Consider the following 13,086-nt stretch of genomic DNA (forward strand, 5'->3'; position numbering starts at 1 on the left):
ATGCGTCGAGATTGGCAAAGCGGGCTGACCGCGTCAAGACGGCCGAATGCGCAGTTCCGCGACGAGAAGTTTCACCAAGGCGCCGAGACGCTGACGTTCGGGCTGCAGGGTCGGGACGCCGGCGGCTTCCAGCGGTGCCGCGGTCACCGGTCCGACGCACGCGCACAGCACCGGACCTCGCAAAGCGGCGAGAAGGTCCTCGCGCCGTGAGCCCGCCAGGGTCAGCAGATTCGCCGCCGCCGGCGCGGAGGTGAAGGCCAAAGCGCGTACCCGGCCGGAGATCACGCTTTCGACGAGTTCGTGCACAGGTTCGACATCGGCGGGCGAAAGCCAGCGATACGGCTGTGCCTGGACGACGTCCGCGCCCGCGTCCCGCAGCAGTCCGGTGAGTTCGGGCAGCAGGGTGCCGTGCAGCTGGACGGCGACCCGTTCCCCGCGGACCCCGGCGTCGCGCAAGCCCTCGAACAGTTCCGCGTTGCTCTCTTCGGGCGCGGAGAATTCCTCCCGCAGCCCCTCACCCCGCACCGCGCCGGCCGCTTTCGGGCCACGCACGAAGATCCGTGACGCCGACAGTCGTTCCAGCAGCGGTTCGCGCAGCCCCCAGCCTTCGGCCGCCGAAAGCCAGCCGCGGAACCCGGCGCCGGTGGTGACCGCGGTGAAGCCGACCGGTCCGGCCAGCACGGCGTCGGTCGCCGCCCGCAGTTCGGTGTCGTCGGGCAGGGGAACGATGCGGATGGTGGGCGCGTGCAGCACGGTCGCGCCGTGCCGTTCCAGCGCGCCGATGAAGTCGTCGGCCCGCCGCTCCGCGGTGATCCCGATCGTGATTCCGGCCAGATCAGCCATATCGCGCGCCCATCCTCCTGATCTCCTCCGCCAGCCGCTCACGCAGATCCGCCGGTTCGAGCACTTCGAGGTTCCCGCCGAAGCGCAGCAGTTCGCCGACGGCCGATTCTCCCGGTTCCACGGGCAGCTCCATCGTCAGCCAGTCGTTTTCATCCGGTTCGGCGTCCGCTTCCCGCAACGCCCGCGCCCCGACGGCCCCGAGGTAGAACGGCAGCAGTATGCGGGCGTGCTCGTTCAACCGGACCACCGCCGTCCGCGAGTACATCCGCTTTTCGAACTGCTCCGACCACTCCCGCCAGTAGCGCGCGAGATCGAAGTCGGACGGCCGTTCGAAGGTCTCGCCGAGTTCTTCGAGCTCTTCGATCCGGGAGACGCGGTAGGTCCGGTCGGTCCCGTCGCACCGCGCCGCGAGGTACCAGTTCCCCGCCTTGAGGATCAAGCCCAGCGGTTCGAGGACGCGCTCGACCTTCCGCTGCCCCCAGCGTTCGTACCGGACCTTGATCCGCCGCCCGTGCCAGACCGCGTCGGCCAGTTCGGACAGTCGCGGCAGGCTCTCGATCCCGCGATGCCAGCCCGGGACGTCCAGGTAGAACCGCTCGGAGATCTTGCTCGCCCCCGCGCGCAGCTCCGCGGGCATGGCCGCGTGCAGTTTGAGCTGTGCGGCGGCGAGGACGGTGCCGAGCCCGAGTTCGGAGGCCGCGCCCGGAAGACCCGCCAGCGAAAGCGATTGCGCCTCTTCCTCGGTCAGCCCGGTCAGCCGGGTGCGATAGCCGTCGACCAGCTGGTAGCCGCCGGTGCGCCCGCGATCGGCGTACACCGGGACTCCGGCCGCGGACAGCGCCTCGACGTCGCGGTAGACCGTCCGGACCGACACCTCCAGCTCCGCCGCCAGTTCCTCGGCCGTCATCCGGCCGCGGTTCTGCAGCAGGAGGAGGACCGACAGGAGCCTGCTCGCGCGCATGACTCCAGTATCCCCTAAAACCTGACACAACCTGACATGTATGGCTGACAGGGTGAACCCATGAACGAGTTCGCCGTGAAGAACTGGGAAGAAGTCATCGTCAGCGGTACCGATGGCGGGCCGCGAGTGGCCTACGCGCATGCCACGTTCGGCTACAGCGGGGTGATCGAAGGTGAGTCGATCCTCGACTACCTGCTGTACTACGCGGGTGAGGGATACGACGGCAACGGCACGACGGCCCCGGGCTTCGAACGTTTCGAGGGCAGCGTGGACGGGCGCAAGGGCAGCTTCGTGATCAAGCACGACACCGGTTTCGACGAGAAGGGCTTCGCCTCGACGTTCGAGGTCGTCAAGGGCTCCGGAACGGGTGAACTCGCCGCGCTCACCGGGACTGGCACCACTTCGGGTGCCCTCGGTGCACCGGCGATGTCGTACACGCTCGACTACTCGCTTTAGGGAGGACCTGTGCTCGAGGTCGACCGCGAGCAGGTGCTCGCGTACCGGATCGCCGCCCATGGACTGCACCGGGAGGAGACGGATCCGGCCGCGGCGGCCGTGTTCGACCTCGGGCTGCAGGATTCCGTGCGGGACACCGCCCTGCTGGGCCTCGCCGCCCGGGTCGACGGCGATGTCACGCCCGAGGTCTGGGACTACGAACGCTTCGTGCTCGCGTGGACGCATCGGGGCGCGCCGCATTTCCACCGCCGCGCGGAACTGGACGCGATCCGGGCCGCCCTCGTGCCGCTCGACGAGAAGGACGCGATGGCCCGGATCCTCTGGCAGCGCAAGCAGGTCGAGGCCGCGGGCATGTCCGCGACGGACGCGCTGTTCACCGCGGCGAAGGCGATCCGGAAGGTCGTCACCGGGGTTCAGACCAAGGGCACGGTCAGCGGTGCGGTGACCGAACTGATCCCCGACGGCCTCTCGTACGCCTGCCGCGGCTGCGGGGTCGTGCACATCTACGAGCAGCTGATGCGGGTCGCGTCGATCCATGCCGGGGTCCGGCTGGAGGCGGGCGCGACCCCGGCGACGCTGGCCCCGCTGGAAAAGCGGGGCGCGCTCAAGACGAGCCCGGACGCCAAGGCGGCGGCGCGCGTGATCGAGGGTTACCTGCGGATCAACGGGCCGGCCGCCCCCGGTGACGCCGCCGCGTACGTCGGGACGACCCGCGCCGGGGTCGACGCGATGTGGCCGGACAATCTGGTCGAGGTCCGGGTCGACGGCAAGAAGGCGTTCCTGCCGGAAGACCGGGTGGCGCTGCTGGAGAACCCGCCGGAGCCGGATGTGGTGCGCCTGCTGCCGCCGCTGGACCCGTTCGTCCAGGCGCGGGATCGCGCGGTGGTGGTGCCGGACAAGGCCAGGCAGAAGGAGGTCTGGAAGATCCTCGGCAGTCCCGGCGCGCTGCTGGCCGAAGGCGAGATCGCCGGTGTGTGGCGGGCCAAGGCGAGCGGGAAGAAGCGGCTCGACTTCACCGTCGCCGCGTTCGACGCGCTCCGCCCGGCCGTGCGGAAGGCGGCCGAGGAGGAGGCCGCCCGGGTCGCCGCCGCCCGCGAGTTCCCGGACCACCGCGTCACCTTCTCCTGACCTCTCACGTTTCGTCCTCTGAATGCGGTCCTTGCGCGTGCAACTACCGCATCCAGAGGACTAAATGCGGGGATTACGGGTCGACGGCCAGGCGGTAGCCCCGTTTCACCACCGTCTGGACGGGCTTCGGCGACCCCAGCGAACTCCGCAGGCGTCCGATGGCGGTTTCGACGGCGTGCTCCTCGCCGCCATCGGGCAACGCGGAGATCAGTTCCCGCCGCGAGAACACCCGCCCCGGGGACTCCGCCAGCGCCCGCAGCATCGCCATCGGCGCGGGCGCGATGTCACACCACTCCCCGTCGACCAGCGCCGCCTGACCGCGCAGTTCGATACTCCGCCCGCCTGCCGTCAGCCGCGGGGAACGGGCTTCGAGCGCGTCGGACACCGTCCGCGCCAGCGCCCCGATCCGCGACCGCGCGGGCTGGACCGTCGGGATCCCGAGCGCGGCCAGCGGTGCCGCGGTGATCGGTCCGACGCACGCCGCCACGACCCGCTTTTCCAGCGCCCGCACGATTCCCGGCAGCCGTCCGGTCCGCTTCGCCACCGCCAGCAGGGACGCGACGGCGGGCGCGCTGGTGAACGGCAGCGCGTCCACCGAACCGTCGAGGACGGCGTCCAGCAGCCGGTCCAGCGGCCCGGGATCGGCCGGGCCGACCCAGCGATAGACCGGGACCTCGATCACCTCCGCGCCCGCGGCGCGCAGACTGTCCACGAAGTACGGAAGCGGCTCGCCGTGCAGTTGCACCGCGATCCGCTGACCGTCCACACCGGACTCAAGAAGATGCCGCAGCACCTCGGCGTTGCTCTCCGACGCGGGCGAGTAGTCCTCCGACAGACCGGCCGCGCGGATCGCGCCCTTGGCCTTCGGGCCACGCGCCAGCAGCGAAGAGTTGCCCAGTCGCTCCAGCAGTTCCTCCCCCAGCCCCCAGCCTTCGGCCGCCTCGACCCAGCCGCGGAAGCCGATCCCGGTCGTCGCGACGACGGCGTCGACCCGTTCTTCCAGCAGGCGTGCCGTCGCGGCGCGCAGTTCGGTGTCGTCGGCGAGCGGCACGATCCGGATGGCCGGGCCGTAACGCACGGTCGCACCCTTACGCACGAACAGCGCGCCGAGCTCGTCCGCTCGCCGCGCCGCCGTGATCCCGATGACGAAGCCCGCCAGGGGCGGCACTTCCGTCACGGGGAAGCCTCGACCTCCACCACACCCCCGGTGACCCGCACCCCGTACGCCGTGACCGAAACCCCTTCGGCGTCGAGACATTCGCCGGTCCGCAGGTCGAACCGTTCCTTGTACACCGGGGAAGCCACGACGGGGACACCGCCCGCGTCGCCGACGATCCCACGCGAAAGCACCGCGGCGCCGCTGACCGGGTCCAGATTGGACAGTGCGAACCACCGGTCGTCGGGCAGCCGGAAGATCGCCACCTGCACACCGTCGTCGAGCAGGGCGGCCACACCGGACCATTCGGGGACGGCACCGGCCGCGCAGACGGCGGTCCAGGTGCGCTCGATCGAGGTCGTCACTGTTTCACCTCCGGGATGCCCAGCAGCACGGGTACCTTCTGGTCGCGTTCAGTGCGGAACGAGATCGTCGGATCCGGTGTGCCCGGCGCGTTGACGAAGGAGCTGAACTTCGCCAGCTTCTCCGGGTCTTCCAGCACTCCGCGCCATTCGTCGGCGTAGTCGCAGACGTGCTTGGCCATCGCCGCGTCGAGATCCTCGCAGATGCCGAGCTTGTCGTCGACGATCACCGCGCGCAGATGGTCGAGCCCGCCCTCCATCTCCTCGACCCACGGCGCGGTGCGCTGCAACCGGTCGGCCGTGCGGACGTAGAACATCAGGAACCGATCGATCGTGCGGATCAGCGTCTCGGTGTCCACTTCGGACACCAGGAGGTCCGCGTGCCGCGGGGTCGCGCCGCCATTCCCGCCGACGTAGAGGTTCCAGCCCTTGTCGGTGGCGATGATGCCGAAGTCCTTGCTCCGTGCCTCGGCGCATTCCCGCGCGCAGCCCGAAACCGCGGACTTCAGCTTGTGCGGCGAGCGCAGGCCGCGATACCGCAGCTCCAGCTCGATCGCGAGCCCGACGCTGTCCTGCACGCCGTAGCGACACCACGTCGAACCGACACAGGATTTGACCGTGCGCAAAGACTTCCCGTACGCGTGGCCGGATTCGAACCCGGCGTCGACGAGCCGCCGCCAGATCAGCGGGAGCTGGTCGACGGTGGCGCCGAACAGATCGATCCGCTGTCCGCCGGTGATCTTGGTGTACAGCCCGAAATCCATCGCCACCTGCGCGATCACCATGAGCTTCTCCGGCGTGATCTCGCCGCCGGGAATCCGCGGCACCACCGAATAGGTCCCGTTACGCTGGAGGTTCGCCAGGAATTTGTCGTTGGTGTCCTGAAGGGTCGCCTGCTCGCCGGCGAGGATGTGCCCGTTGCCGAGCGTGGCCAGGATCGACGCGATCGCCGGTTTGCAGATCGCGCAGCCGGTCCCGGTGCCGTAGCGGTCGATCATCTCGCTGAACGTGCTGATCCGGGTGGCCTGCAGGATCTGGAACAACTCCGCGCGGGACTGCGGGAAGTGCTCGCACAGCGCCTTGGACTGCTCGACGCCGCAAGCCGTCAGCAGCTTGCCCAGCAGCGGGACACAGGATCCGCACGCCGTGCCCGCCCGTGTGCAGCCCTTGATCTTGGCGACCGAATCGCAGCCCTCTTCGGTGATCGCGTGCGTGATCGCGCCCTTGGAAACCGCGTTGCACGAACAGATCTGCGCGGCGTCGGGCAGCGCGTCGACACCGACCGCCGCTCCGCCACCGGCGGGGGCGAGGATCGCGCCCGGTTCGGCGGGCAGCGGCCTGCCGACCATCGCCCGGAGCGTGTTGAACTCGCTCGCGTCACCGACCAGCACCCCGCCGAGCAACGTCTTCGAGTCGTCCGAGACGACGAGCTTCTTGTACGTCCCGGCGACGGCGTCGTTGAACGCGACCTCCAGCGCGCCCTCGGTCGCCGCGTGCGCGTCGCCGAAACTGGCGACGTCGACCCCCATGAGCTTGAGCTTCGTCGACATGTCCGGCTCGGGGAACGTGCCCTCGCCGCCGGTCAGCCGCGCCGCGACGATCTCCGCCATCGCGTAACCGGGCGCCACGATGCCGTACACCTTGCCGTCCACGGCCGCGCATTCGCCGATCGCGTACACCGCCGGATCCGACGTCCGGCAGGAGTCGTCGACCAGGATGCCGCCCCGCGCGCCGACGTCCAGCCCGGACGAGCGGGCGAGGTCGTCGCGCGGCCGGATCCCGGCGGAGAACACGACCAGATCGACGTCCAGCTCGGTGCCGTTGCCCAGCTTCGCGATGTAGCGAGAGCCGTCCGGCTCGATGGCGTCGGTCGACGTTCCCGTGTGGACGGTCACGTCGAGTTCGGTGATCAGCCGCCGGAGCAGGCCGCCGCCGCCCTCGTCGACCTGCAGCGGCATCAGGCGCGGCGCCATCTCGACGACGTGCGGCGAGAGCCCCATGTCCCGCAACGCCTTCGCGGCTTCCAGCCCGAGGAGCCCGCCGCCGATGACGACCGCCGAACGCCGTCCACGGCCGGGTCGCTGCGCGGCTTCCCGGATGGCGTCGAGATCCTCGATCGTCCGGTAGACGAAGCAGCCCGGAAGGTCGTGCCCCGGCACCGGCGGGACGAACGGCCGTGAACCGGTCGCGAGCACGAGCGTGTCGTACGGCTGTTCGTACCCGGCCTCGGTGACGACGACCTTGCGCTCCCGGTCCACCGAGGCGACCGCGTCACCGAGCCGGAGCTCGACCAGCGGATCACCGGCGTACTCCGCTCCGTCAAGAGCGAGCGAAGCCGGATCCCAAGTGTCCACATAGGACGTCAGGGCGACGCGGTCGTACGCGGGGCGCGCCTCCTCGGCGAGCACCACGATCTCCCATTCGCCGGTCTTGTCCTCCGCGCGCACCGCTTCGACGAGCCGGTGCGCGACCATGCCATGTCCCGCGACGACGAGTTTCCGCATCAGACCTCCGCCCCGGCGAGCGCCAGGCCTCGGGTGCTCGCCACCTCCGTCTGCTGTTTGCGCAGGTACACCGCCCAGGTGACGATGAAGCACAAGCCGTAGAAGACGAGGAAGGCGACGAACGCCGGCACCCCGCTCTTCGTGTCCGCGAACGACTGGCGGAAGGCCAGGTTGATGAACAACCCGCCGAGCGCGCCGATGGCCCCGGCCAGCCCGATCAACGCACCGGAAAGCTTGCGCGCTTTCAGCATTTCCAGCGTCTCGTCCGCGCCCTCGCTGATCGCGACCTTCGCCTTGGCGCGGAAGATCGCCGGGATCATCTTGTACGTCGAGCCGTTGCCGATGCCGGTGAGCACGAACAACACGATGAACGCGACGGTGAACAGCGCCAGCGAGTTCGACGTCGAGGCCAGGATCAGCACCACGGTCGCCGCGGCCATCCCGACGAACGTCACGAAGGTGACCTTGCCGCCGCCGATCCGGTCGGCGAGCCAGCCGCCCGTCGGACGCGAGAAGGAACCGAGCAGCGGGCCGAGGAAGGTCACCGCGGCCGCCTGCAGCGGCGTGCGGCCGAACTGGTTCTGCAGCACCAGGCCGAAAGCGAAGCTGTAACCGATGAACGAACCGAACGTGCCGACGTAGAGGAACGACATCACCCAGGTGTGCGGATCCTTGACCACCTCGCGCATCGCCTTGGTGTCGCCCTTCATCGAGGCGAGGTTGTCCATGAAGAAGTACGCGCACGTCGCGGCCAGCACGATCAGCGGGAGGTAGATCGCCAGCACGAGCCGGGGCGCGGTCGCGCCGACGGTGCCGATGACCAGCAGGCCGATCAGCTGGATCGCCGCCACGCCGAGGTTCCCGCCGCCCGCGTTGAGCCCGAGCGCCCAGCCCTTGTGCTTCTCCGGGTAGAACGCGTTGATGTTCGTCATCGACGACGCGAAGTTCCCGCCGCCGACCCCGCCGAGCGCGGCGATCAGCACGAAGGTGCCGAGCGACGTGCCCGGCTCCATCGCGATCGCCGCGAGGATCGTCGGCGCCAGCAGCAGCAGCGCGCTGACGACCGTCCAGTTCCGGCCGCCGAACCTCGCGACGGCGAAGGTGTACAGCGGCCGCATGAACGCGCCGACCAGTGTCGGTGTCGAGACGAGCAGGAACTTGTCGGCCGCCGAGAAACCGTACTGCGGCCCCATGAACAGGACCATGACCGACCACAATGTCCAGACGGAGAAGCCGATGTGCTCGGCCAGGACGGAGAACCAGAGGTTGCGCCGGGCGACCTTCTTGCCGGTCTCCTCCCAGAACCGCTCGTTCTCCGGGTCCCAGTGCTCGATCCAGCGTTTACCGCGAGCGGTCATGCGGTCCTCCTCGGTGGGCGTGGTTCGGGTTTCCGGTAGCCGGATCATTGGGCGGCCAGCCATTTCGCGACCCCGCCGACGGCGTCCTTGCAGCCGCCGCAGCCGGTGGTCGCCCTGGTCGCCCCGGCGAGGGCGGGGACGTCGGTGGCACCGGCGCGCCAGGCCTCGACGAGCCGCCCCTTGGTCACCGCGTTGCAGCGGCAGATGACCGCCGACGCGGGCAGATCGGCCGGGCTCGACGCAGACGGCGCCCCGGCGGGCAGCGCGCGTCCCAAAAGGACGGCGAGCCGGTCTTCGGGCACGGGTGTGCCGCGGTCGTAGAGTTGCGTGATCATCGCGGCCGCGTCGGGCAGGCCGAGCAGGATCGCGCCGGCCACGCGGTTCTCACGGACGACGAGCTTGCCGTAGCGGCAGCCCGCCGGGTCGCTGAAGGTGAGCACCTCGGCGGCCGGGTCGTCCGCGCCGGTCATCGTCTCGCCGAGCGCGGTGAGGTCGATCCCGCGGGCCTTCAGCCGGGTGACCGCCTGGGTGCCGCGGTACCGCGACGCGGATTTCGTCCCGGTGACCAGATCCGCGACGACGGCGGCCTGCTCCCACGCGGGTTGCACGAGCCCGCCGAACGCGCCGGGATGCTTCGCGCAGTCGCCGATCGCGTGGATCCGGCCGTCGTTGGTGCGCAGCAGATCGTCGACGACGATGCCGCCTTCCACGGTCAGCCCGGCGTCCACGGCCAGTTTCGTCTCGGGCCGGACCCCGGTGGAGACGACGATGAGATCGGCGGGCACGTGCGTGCCGTCGTCGAGTTTGAGCCCGTCACCGCTGACGTAGCGCGCGGCGCCGACACCGAGCCGGAAATCGACGCCGAGTTCTTCGAGCTTCCTGGTCAGCACCCGCGCGGATTCCGCGTCCAGCTGCCGTTCCATGATGTGCGGCATCGGATGCACGACGGTGACGAGATTCCCCCGCCCCGCCAGGCCGCGCGCGGCTTCCAGGCCGAGCAGACCGCCGCCGAGCACGGCGACCGGCGCGCCCAGTTTGGCGGCGTCGAGGATGCGGGCGCAGTCGTCGAGGGTGCGGAACGCGACGACGTCCGGACCGGGTTCGAGGCCTTCGACCGGCGGCATCCACGGGTTCGCGCCGGTGGCGAGCACGAGCGCGTCGTAGTCCACAGTGGACCCGTCGTCGAGGTGAACGCGGCGCGAGTCCCGGTCGATCGACGTCGCGGAGACACCGCGGCGCAGGTCCGCGCGGGTGCGGGACGGCCATTCGTCGTCGTGCAGGCGGACCGCGTCGGGGCGCATGGTGCCCGCGACCACCGACGAGAGCAGCACCCGGTTGTAGGCGGTGTGCTTCTCCGCGCCGACGACGGTGAGCCGCACGCGGTCGCCGTCGGGATCGCGGCGCTGGATCTCGTCCGCGAGCCGCGCGCCCGCCATCCCGTATCCGGCGATGACCACCGACCGGGGGCTCACGCGACGACCTCGGCCGGGGCGAGCGCGACCGCGCACACCTTGAACTCGGGCATCCGGCTGGTCGGGTCGAGCGCCGGGTTGGTCAGCAGGTTCGCCCTGCCTTCACCTGGAAAGTGGAACGGCAGGAACACCAGGTCCGGGCGCAGCGACGAAACGCAGCGAACCCGGGCGAGGGTCTCCCCGCGCCGGGACCGCACGACGGCGAGGTCGCCCTCGGCCAGTCCCGCCCGGGTGGCGGTGTCGGGATGTACTTCCACGAAGGCCTCCGCCACGACGTCGTTGAGTTCCTTGACCAGCCGGGTCTGCGCGCCGGACTGGTAGTGCTGCAGGACCCGGCCGGTGGTGGCCTGCAAGGGGAATTCGGCGTCGGGCGGTTCGTCCGGGCCGACGTGGTCCACCGGGATGAACCGCGCGCGGCCGTCCGCATGGGCGAAGCGGTCGAGGAATATCCGCGGCGTGCCGGGATGCGATTCCGCCGGAACGGGCCAGTACAGGGCCTCGCCGTCGCGGAGCCGGTCGTAGGTGATGCCCGAGTAGTCGGCGACGCCGCCCTTGGACGCCCGGCGGAGCTCGGTGAAGACGGTCTCCGCGTCGGCCGGGAACCGGCCGTCGGGCTGCCCGAACCGGCGGGCGAGTTCGGAAAGCACGCAAAGATCGGTCTTCGCGCCGGACGGCGGATCGATCGCCTTGCGCCGCAGCAGGATCCGGCCTTCGAGGTTGGTCATCGTGCCGTCCTCCTCGGCCCACTGGGTGACCGGCAGGACGACGTCGGCCATCGCCGCGGTCTCCGACAGGACGAGGTCCGAGACCACCAGGAAGTCCAAAGAGGACACTTTCTCCTGGATGTTCCCGGCGCGGGGCGCGGAAACGACGAGGTTGCTGCCGAACACCATCAGCGCGCTCGGCCCGTCTTCGGTGCCGAGCGCCTCCAGCAGCTCGACGGCCGAGCGGCCCGGGCCCGGCAGGGATTCCGGCGGCACACCCCAGACCCCGGCGACGTACTCGCGGGCGGCGGGATCGTCGATCTTGCGGTAGCCGGGCAGCTGGTCGGCCTTCTGGCCGTGCTCACGCCCGCCTTGTCCGTTGCCCTGCCCGGTCAGGCAGCCGAACCCCGAGCCCTCGCGACCCGGCAGCCCGAGGGCGAGCGCGAGATTGATCCAGGCGTTGACCATCGCCGTGCCGTTGGCGTGCTGCTCGGTGCCGCGCGCGGTGAGGACGTAGGCGTTGCGGGCCGCGGCGAGCTTGGCGGCGACACGGCGCTGATCCGCGGCGGAGACGCCGGTGACCTGCTCGACGCGCTCCGGCCACCACGCCGCGACCGACCGCCACAGTTCCTCGAACCCGTTCGTGCGCCCGTCCACATAGGACTGATCGAGCAGGCCGTCGGCGACGACGGCGTGCAGGATCCCTTGCGCGAGGGCCAGGTCGGTGCCCGGCGCGGGCGCCAGGTGCAGGCCGGCCAGTTCCGCGGTCGGGGTGCGGCGCGGGTCGACGACGATCAGGTCCGCGCCGCGCAAGTGCTGTGTGAACGGCGGCATCGTCTCGGCCGGGTTCGCGCCGATCAGCAGGACGACGTCGGCGTCGGCGAGATCCGTGACCGGGAACGGCATCCCGCGGTCGGCGCCGAAGGCCTTGATCCCGGCGGCGGCCGCCGAGGACATGCAGAACCGGCCGTTGTAGTCGATCTGCGAGGTGCCCAGCGCGACTCGGGCGAACTTCCCCAGCAGGTACGCCTTCTCGTTGGTGAGCCCGCCGCCGCCGAAGACGGCGACCGAGTCTGCGCCCTTCGCGGCCCGGATCTCGGTGAGCCGCCGCGCGACGAGGTCGAGCGCCTGGTCCCAGGTCGCGGGCCGGAGTTCGCCGCCGGTGCGGATCAGCGGCGTCGTCAGACGGGACGGCGAAGTGAGGAGCTCCCCCGACGTCCAGCCCTTCTGGCACAGGCCCCCCGCGTTGACCGGGAAGTCGCGCGGGGCGACGCGGGCGCCGTCGAGGCTCATCCCGCACTGCAGGGCGCAGTACGGGCAGTGCGTGTCCACCGCGGTCGCGGTGGGGGCGGCGAGCGGCACGGGCACCTCCTCCAGGCGTCGATAGCGCTTGAAGGTAGGTAGGCCGTGTTACCTGAAAACTCCTGAATGTTTCAGGCGTTTGACATTGCCCGCCGCCGATGGACGTCACACCGTGAGGTCGGGCGGGGGCTGAAGGGGACTTTCCCCGCATGCGACGCGGTGAAAGCTCCCTTCACCGCGTGCCATACGGCGATGGGCCCCTTCAGCCCACTATTCACCATGTGTATAGATCGTGTGTATAGTCCCCCGCATGTCCATCGGGAACACCTTGCTCGGCCTGCTCGAAGCGGGCCCCAAGCACGGTTACGACCTCAAACAGCTCTACGACAAGCAGTTCCGCCAAGACCGCCCACTGCACTACGGGCAGGTCTACTCGACGCTGAACCGGCTCCTGAAGAACGGGCTCGTCGAGGAGAACGGCATCGAAGCGGGCGGCGGTCCGGACCGGAAGCGGTACGCGATCACCGCGGCAGGCGTCACCAACGTCGAGGAATGGCTGAAAAGTCCGGAAAGTCCCTCGGTCTACCTGCAGAACACGCTCTACACCAAGGTCGTGCTCGCGCTCCTGTCCGGCCGGGGCGCCCAGGAACTGCTCGACACCCAGCGCGGTTCCCACCTCCGCGCCATGCGCGAGCTGACCACCCGCAAGACCGACGGCGACCTCGCCGACCAGCTGATCTGCGATCACGCGCTCTTCCACCTCGAAGCGGATCTGCGCTGGCTGGAACTCACCGCCGCCCGGCTCGACGATCTCGCGCGCCAGCTGACGCGCTGACCTGG

The 13,086-nt window shown here is 70.2% G+C and carries 11 protein-coding genes; 3 read left to right on the plus strand and 8 right to left on the minus strand.

The genetic code is table 11. The features are described from left to right. Positions 1-33 precede the first annotated feature (33 nt). Both IE302_RS39935 and IE302_RS39940 read right to left on the minus strand, forming a co-directional pair. Positions 34-843 carry a uroporphyrinogen-III synthase gene (locus tag IE302_RS39935; protein WP_191259652.1) on the minus strand — a complete coding sequence of 270 codons (810 nt, stop codon included), beginning with the start codon at positions 841-843 and terminating at the stop codon, positions 34-36. After that, positions 836-1,804 (minus strand): helix-turn-helix transcriptional regulator, encoded by a 969-nt coding sequence (locus tag IE302_RS39940; RefSeq protein WP_191259653.1) that lies wholly within the window; start codon positions 1,802-1,804, stop codon positions 836-838. The genes IE302_RS39935 and IE302_RS39940 overlap by 8 nt, the downstream gene beginning before the upstream one ends. A 60-nt stretch (positions 1,805-1,864) precedes the next feature. Here IE302_RS39940 and IE302_RS39945 point away from each other — a divergent pair, with 60 nt between their 5' ends. Both IE302_RS39945 and IE302_RS39950 read left to right on the plus strand, forming a co-directional pair. Further along, complete coding sequence (locus IE302_RS39945; RefSeq protein ID WP_191259654.1) at positions 1,865-2,260, plus strand: DUF3224 domain-containing protein; 396 nt, start codon at positions 1,865-1,867, stop codon at positions 2,258-2,260. A 9-nt stretch (positions 2,261-2,269) separates the two neighbouring features. Continuing rightward, positions 2,270-3,388: a DNA glycosylase AlkZ-like family protein gene (locus IE302_RS39950; RefSeq protein ID WP_191259655.1), complete on the plus strand. Its 1,119-nt coding sequence runs from the start codon at positions 2,270-2,272 to the stop codon at positions 3,386-3,388. Between the two features lie 73 nt (positions 3,389-3,461). On the opposite strand, the gene IE302_RS39955 is transcribed toward IE302_RS39950, so the two are convergent. From IE302_RS39955 to IE302_RS39980, 6 genes are read right to left on the minus strand one after another with little or no spacing between them, the layout of a single operon-like run. Next, the gene (locus IE302_RS39955) at positions 3,462-4,565 is read right to left on the minus strand and encodes a uroporphyrinogen-III synthase (protein ID WP_191259656.1); all 1,104 of its coding nucleotides are present in this window, start codon (positions 4,563-4,565) and stop codon (positions 3,462-3,464) included. Further along, complete coding sequence (gene nirD / locus IE302_RS39960) at positions 4,562-4,909, minus strand: nitrite reductase small subunit NirD (protein WP_191259657.1); 348 nt, start codon at positions 4,907-4,909, stop codon at positions 4,562-4,564. Before nirD ends, IE302_RS39955 begins: the two co-directional genes overlap by 4 nt. After that, positions 4,906-7,410: a nitrite reductase large subunit NirB gene (nirB, locus tag IE302_RS39965; protein WP_191259658.1), complete on the minus strand. Its 2,505-nt coding sequence runs from the start codon at positions 7,408-7,410 to the stop codon at positions 4,906-4,908. Before nirB ends, nirD begins: the two co-directional genes overlap by 4 nt. After that, the gene (locus IE302_RS39970; protein WP_191259659.1) at positions 7,410-8,768 is read right to left on the minus strand and encodes a nitrate/nitrite transporter; all 1,359 of its coding nucleotides are present in this window, start codon (positions 8,766-8,768) and stop codon (positions 7,410-7,412) included. Before IE302_RS39970 ends, nirB begins: the two co-directional genes overlap by 1 nt. A gap of 44 nt (positions 8,769-8,812) precedes the next feature. Continuing rightward, positions 8,813-10,240 (minus strand): FAD-dependent oxidoreductase, encoded by a 1,428-nt coding sequence (locus tag IE302_RS39975; protein WP_191259660.1) that lies wholly within the window; start codon positions 10,238-10,240, stop codon positions 8,813-8,815. Next, positions 10,237-12,306 carry a molybdopterin oxidoreductase family protein gene (locus IE302_RS39980; protein WP_191259661.1) on the minus strand — a complete coding sequence of 690 codons (2,070 nt, stop codon included), beginning with the start codon at positions 12,304-12,306 and terminating at the stop codon, positions 10,237-10,239. Before IE302_RS39980 ends, IE302_RS39975 begins: the two co-directional genes overlap by 4 nt. A 250-nt stretch (positions 12,307-12,556) precedes the next feature. Between IE302_RS39980 and IE302_RS39985 the strand changes: the two genes are divergently transcribed. Further along, a complete protein-coding gene (locus tag IE302_RS39985; protein WP_191259662.1) occupies positions 12,557-13,081 on the plus strand; it encodes a PadR family transcriptional regulator in 525 nt (174 codons plus the stop codon). Positions 13,082-13,086 lie beyond the last annotated feature (5 nt).

The organism is Amycolatopsis oliviviridis (assembly GCF_014654365.1).
GTDB lineage: Bacteria > Actinomycetota > Actinomycetes > Mycobacteriales > Pseudonocardiaceae > Amycolatopsis > Amycolatopsis oliviviridis.

Coding starts and splice junctions, on each gene's coding strand:
- IE302_RS39945 (WP_191259654.1), top strand. CDS start 1,865: ATGAACGAGTTCGCCGTGAAGAACTGGGAAGAAGTCATCGTCAGCGGT.
- IE302_RS39940 (WP_191259653.1), bottom strand. CDS start 1,804: ATGCGCGCGAGCAGGCTCCTGTCGGTCCTCCTCCTGCTGCAGAACCGC.
- nirB (WP_191259658.1), bottom strand. CDS start 7,410: ATGCGGAAACTCGTCGTCGCGGGACATGGCATGGTCGCGCACCGGCTC.
- IE302_RS39935 (WP_191259652.1), bottom strand. CDS start 843: ATGGCTGATCTGGCCGGAATCACGATCGGGATCACCGCGGAGCGGCGG.
- IE302_RS39985 (WP_191259662.1), top strand. CDS start 12,557: ATGTCCATCGGGAACACCTTGCTCGGCCTGCTCGAAGCGGGCCCCAAG.
- IE302_RS39970 (WP_191259659.1), bottom strand. CDS start 8,768: ATGACCGCTCGCGGTAAACGCTGGATCGAGCACTGGGACCCGGAGAAC.